Here is a 5,058-nt window from a genome sequence, read left to right on the forward strand (position 1 = left end):
TTATCGGAAAACGCCGCACGTCCTGTGCGGCGCCCTCCGGGTCTACGGTTGCATCGTTAGATCCGAGCTGCGCCAAGCTTTCACGGCAACGGCAACGGCAACGGCAACGGCAACGGCGACCGCAACCGCTCACCCTCGCTGACCATAAGCCCCGACGATCCGGGCCGGTGTTAGAGGGGCCGCGAGCCAGCCAAGCGACGACTGCCGTGTGCGCTACTGCCGTACACAGCGCCACCAGTAAGCCCGCGCATATCGTGGCCGCGGCCGGTCTTGGCTACACTGCCGCCATGTCCGCAGACATCGACGCTTCCGAATCGCTGGGCCTGTTTCCGCTGCACACCGTGCTCGTGCCCGGTGCGGCGCTCGGTTTGCGCGTGTTCGAGCGACGCTATCTGGACCTGGTGCGCGATTGCGGCCGACAGGGGCGCGGTTTCGGCGTCTGCCTGATCATCGACGGCAACGAGGCCGGTGCGCCGGTCGCGGCCGCGGCTTACGGCACCGAGGCGGTGATCGAGGATTTCGGTACCGGCGAGGACGGTCTGCTGACCTTGCGCGTGCGCGGCGTGCGGCGCTTCCACGCCGAGCGCGTGCGGGTGCGCGACAACGGCCTGCAGGTCGCCGAGGTGCAGTGGTGCGCGCTGGAACCGAGCGAGGTTGTGCGGCCCGAGCATTCGTTGCTGGTCACCTTGCTGGAGCACCTGCTCGAACAGATCGGCGGCGAGCATGCCAAGGCGCCGCGTTCGTGCATGGACGACGCAGCCTGGGTCGGCTGGCGGCTGACCGAACTATTGCCGCTGTCGTTGACCCAGCGACAGGCGTTGCTGCAGATGGATGGGCCGCATCAGCGCCTGGATCACCTGCTGACGGTATTGCCCTAAGCCCGCACGCACGGTTTGATCGATCGGCGCCGCACATGCGGGCGCCGATCACGCGGTGCACTCACGGCGCCGGGTCGGTACCCGGCACTCGATACTGCGATTGCAGGCGCAGCACGCGCGTGCCGTTCTTCGGGTGCGCCTGTTCGATCATGGTGAAGCCGGTCAGTGCCTTGCGTACTTCGGCATGGGCGCGGCCGTCGTCGGATTCCGGCAGCCACAAGGCGGCGGCGTTGAAGGGCTTGTTCAAGCGCAGGGTCTGGGTGGTGCCGACCCACAGCGGGGTGCCGTCGGACAGCACCGCCGGCGCCGGCCACAAGCGCAGGGCGTACTGCACGTCCGGGCTCGGTCCGTCGCGCAGCATCAGCAGCGCTTCGGCCTGCGCATCCAGCGTCGCCGGCAGCACGATCTGATCGCGCGCAGGCGCATCGTCGTCGAGGAGGGCGATGGTCGCCAGCCAGTTGGCTTGCTCCTGCACGCGCCAACCGTTGGCTTCCAGGCTCGCGCGCAGCGGCGGCAAGGGGCCGGCGATCTGGATGTCGAGCGGCCAGCGCTGGCGCACGTCGCTTTCGTTGCGTTGCGCCGGCAGCGTCGCCCAGTCGCTCTTCCACCACGGCCCGGCTTCGAGCACGGTGGTCGGCGTGGCGGCGGCGAATTTCGCCAGCAAGGCGTCGGCCGAGCGCGGCGCATGCCACAGCGCGGCGGCGACGAAGACGGTATAGAACAGCCAGGCCAACGGCCGCATCCAGAACGAGCGCGCGACGTGGCGGCGATACGCGATGCCGAGCAGCAACAGCCAGACGATGCCGAACAAGGTGCCGCCGACCAGGTCGCTGGGCCAGTGCGCGCCCAGGTAGAGACGGGCGAAGCCGACCAGGGTGGTGACCACGCCGGCCAGCAGATACGGCCATACGCGTTGCCGGCCCGGCAGTTCGCGTGCGATCAGCACGGCGAAGAAGCCGAACACGATCGTGGTCATCGTCACTGCGACCGAAGGGAAACCGAAGCCGGCCGGCGCGGTCGGCGGGCGCGGCATGTCGATCGCCGCTTCCAGCAACGACGTCAGGGCGAGGCCGAACACGATCGCGCCGACCCAGTGCGCCGCCGCCATCCAGCGCCGGCGCCAGGCCAGGTAGACCAGCACCGCGAGCGAGGCCGGGCCGAGCACGGAGGCATCGCCCAGGCTCGCCAGCCCCGCCATCAAGCGGTCGGCGAGCGGATTGCGCAAAGTCCACATGAACTCGTGGACGCTGTGGTCGATCGCCAGCGGGCCGCCGCTCGCAAGCAGGGTGGCGAGCAGGGTGAACCAGATCCAGCTGATCCCGAGCAGGCACACCGCAAGCATCACCAGCGAGGCCGATTCGGGGCGATTGGGGTCGATCAGGGCCGCGGCGTAGCGGCCCAGGCGCGGATGCGCGCGGGTCCAGCGCAAGGCGCGCGCGAGCAGGTTGTTGGCGTGCGAGGCGAACCAGCGCCAGGTGTAGAGCACCGTGGCCCAGACCAGGGCGACCGCGACCAGCAAGGCGCCGAGCACGATCGCGAGGCGATCGGCGACCGCGGCGACGGCGTCGTAGGAAGCGCCGAGCACCCAGCCGGGTGCGAGGAACAGCGCCGACCACACCAGGCAGGCGCCGAAGCTCGGGATCGCGTAGCGCTTCATCGGCATCTTCAACATGCCGGCGATCGCCGGCACGAACGGCCGCACCGCGCCGACGAAGCGCGCGATCACGATGCTCTTGCTGCCGTGGCGGCGGAACAGGCCTTCGCCGCGGTCCAGCCATTGCGGATAACGCGAGAACGGCCAGCGCTGGCGCAATTGCGGCCCCCAGCGGTAGCCGACCCAATAGCTCAGGCCGTCGCCGGCGAAGGCGCCGAGGGTCGAGCAGACCAGCGCATACGGGCCGCTGATGTGGCCGAGGCCGACCAGGGTGCCGACGGCGAACAACAGGGGCAGGGCGGGCACCACGATGCCGACGATGACCAGGGCATCGCAGAACGCGATCAAGAAGATCACGATGCCTGCGGCGATCGGATTGGCCGCGATCCATGCGGTCGCGCTTTCTAGCCAGGCAGGTTCCATCGGCCGATTATAGGCAGCGATGTCTGTTGCGCGGATGACTGCCTGTGCTTGACGGCAGGTCGTGACCTACGGCACTGCCTGGGGGCGGGAATGGGGAATAGGGAATCGAGAATCGTAAGCGCTTGCCCTGCCTCGGCCGATGCATTCGCCTGTCCCGATTCCCGATTCCCGATTCCCGATTCCCGATTCCGACCCCGGCTACACTGGCGGCATGTCCCGTGATGTCATCGAAGTCGCCGCACTCAAGGCCGATAGCTTCGGCCGTATCGCCCTGATGCGCGATGGCGACGGGCTGTTCGTGCGCCGCGATCTGGGCCACGTGCCGTGGTGGTTGCGTCTGCCGGCCTGGTGGCTGGCGCGGCGCGAGGCGCGCGCGCTGCAGCGCGTCGACGGCCTCGAGGCCACCCCGCAGTTGCTGCGTTGGGACGGGCGCCGGCTCGACCGCAGCTATCTCGACGGCGCCGCCATGTACCAACGCCCGCCGCACGGCGACCTGGCTTATTTCCGCCAGGCCCGGCGCCTGCTGCAGCGGCTGCATCGGCGCGGCCTGGCCCATAACGACTTGGCCAAGGAGGCCAACTGGCTGGTGTTGGTCGACGGCCGCCCGGCGATCATCGATTTCCAGCTCGCCACCCGCGGCGACCCGCGTTCGCGCTGGATGCGCCTGCTGGCGCGCGAAGACCTGCGCCATCTGCTCAAGCACAAACGCACCTATTGCCCGCAGGCGCTGACGCCGGTCGAACGGCGGGTGCTCAAGCGCCATTCCTGGTTGCGCGAACTCTGGTTCGCGACCGGCAAGCCGGTTTACCGCTTCGTCACCCGGCGCATCCTGCATTGGGAAGACAACGAGGGGCAGGGGCCCAAGCCTTGACGGCCGGGATTCGGGATTAGGGATTCGTTGAAACCGCGCGGCGATCAGGCGGGGGCCGCGTTGACGCCGGCGGCGCGTGCGGCCTGCTTCCGTACGCACAGGGCGCGCAAGCGCATGGTGCACCCGGTCCGCTACGATCCGCCGATACGGCCGCGCCGTCGCGGAACAGGAACTGGCAGCCTCGTCGCTGCGTTCGCGTTCCGCGCATCGGTCGAATCCTTTGTCCAGCGCAGGGCTTCCGCTCGGGAGCCCGGCGTCCGCCTCCCAGGAGCTTCCATGAGCAGCTTGTCCGGCAAGACCATCTTCATCACCGGCGCCTCGCGCGGCATCGGTCGCGAGATCGCGCTGCGCGCCGCGCGCGACGGCGCCAACATCGCCATCGCCGCCAAGTCCTCGGTCGCCAATCCCAAGTTGCCGGGCACGATCCACAGCGTCGCCGCCGAAGTCGAAGCGGCCGGTGGCCGCGCACTCGCGCTCAAGTGCGATATTCGCGAAGAAGACGAAGTCAACGCTTCGGTCGCCGCGGTCGTCGACACCTTCGGCGGCATCGACATCCTGATCAACAACGCCAGTGCGATCTGGTTGCGCGGCACCCTCGACACGCCGATGAAGCGTTTCGACCTGATGCAGCAAGTGAACTCGCGCGGCAGCTTCCTGTGCGCGCAGGCTTGCCTGCCGTACCTGCAGCAGGCCGCGAACCCGCACATCCTGACCCTGGCGCCGCCGCCGAGCCTGGACGTGAAGTGGTGGGCGCCGCATACCGGCTACACCCTGGCCAAGATGGGCATGAGCTTCGTGACCCTGGGCCTCGCCGGCGAATTCGGCCCGAAGGGCATCGCCGTCAACGCGCTGTGGCCGAGGACGATCATCGCCACCGATGCCTTGAACCTGATCCCGGGCATCCCGATGGACCGCTGCCGCAAGCCGAGCATCGTCGCCGATGCGGTGCACGCGGTGTTGGTGCGCCCGGCGCAGGGGTTCTACGGACGTTTCCTGATCGACGAGGAAGTGCTCGGCGAGGTCGGGGTGACCGACTTCAGCGAATACGCGGTGGATGCGAGCAAGCAGCCGCTGCCGGATTTGTTTCTCGATTAATGGCGTTCTGGATGGGGAGGGGCGCAGTGCGCCGTTCTCCACGTGCGCCCTGGGTAGGAGCGGCGTCCTACTGCCGTTGCCGTTGCCGAGATTTTGATCTGCTTTGCCGCTTTGCCGGTCAAGTGGAGACCCGGAGG

The 5,058-nt window shown here is 68.5% G+C and carries 4 protein-coding genes; 3 read left to right on the forward strand and 1 reads right to left on the reverse strand.

Annotated features, from left to right (window positions below):
• Window positions 1-287 precede the first annotated feature (287 nt).
• Window positions 288-878, forward strand: coding sequence for an LON peptidase substrate-binding domain-containing protein (locus EX88_RS0122390; protein ID WP_031374207.1), 591 nt, complete (start codon window positions 288-290; stop codon window positions 876-878).
• 61 nt (window positions 879-939) lie between these two features.
• On the opposite strand, the gene EX88_RS0122395 is transcribed toward EX88_RS0122390, so the two are convergent.
• Window positions 940-2,955: a bifunctional DedA family/phosphatase PAP2 family protein gene (locus tag EX88_RS0122395; protein ID WP_031374208.1), complete on the reverse strand. Its 2,016-nt coding sequence runs from the start codon at window positions 2,953-2,955 to the stop codon at window positions 940-942.
• A gap of 211 nt (window positions 2,956-3,166) precedes the next feature.
• Here EX88_RS0122395 and EX88_RS0122400 point away from each other — a divergent pair, with 211 nt between their 5' ends.
• Window positions 3,167-3,826: a serine/threonine protein kinase gene (locus EX88_RS0122400; RefSeq protein ID WP_031374209.1), complete on the forward strand. Its 660-nt coding sequence runs from the start codon at window positions 3,167-3,169 to the stop codon at window positions 3,824-3,826.
• A 276-nt stretch (window positions 3,827-4,102) separates the two neighbouring features.
• On the forward strand, window positions 4,103-4,921 hold the full coding sequence (locus EX88_RS0122405; RefSeq protein WP_031374210.1) for an SDR family oxidoreductase: 819 nt from the start codon (window positions 4,103-4,105) through the stop codon (window positions 4,919-4,921).
• Window positions 4,922-5,058: the final 137 nt, after the last annotated feature.

The sequence above is a fragment of the Lysobacter antibioticus genome (assembly GCF_000731095.1).
In the GTDB taxonomy this organism is placed as follows: domain Bacteria; phylum Pseudomonadota; class Gammaproteobacteria; order Xanthomonadales; family Xanthomonadaceae; genus Lysobacter; species Lysobacter antibioticus_B.

Bases quoted from the DNA above. Each gene is read 5' to 3' on its own strand.
- EX88_RS0122405 (WP_031374210.1), top strand. From the start codon at position 4,103: ATGAGCAGCTTGTCCGGCAAGACCATCTTCATCACCGGCGCCTCGCGC.
- EX88_RS0122390 (WP_031374207.1), top strand. From the start codon at position 288: ATGTCCGCAGACATCGACGCTTCCGAATCGCTGGGCCTGTTTCCGCTG.
- EX88_RS0122395 (WP_031374208.1), bottom strand. From the start codon at position 2,955: ATGGAACCTGCCTGGCTAGAAAGCGCGACCGCATGGATCGCGGCCAAT.
- EX88_RS0122400 (WP_031374209.1), top strand. From the start codon at position 3,167: ATGTCCCGTGATGTCATCGAAGTCGCCGCACTCAAGGCCGATAGCTTC.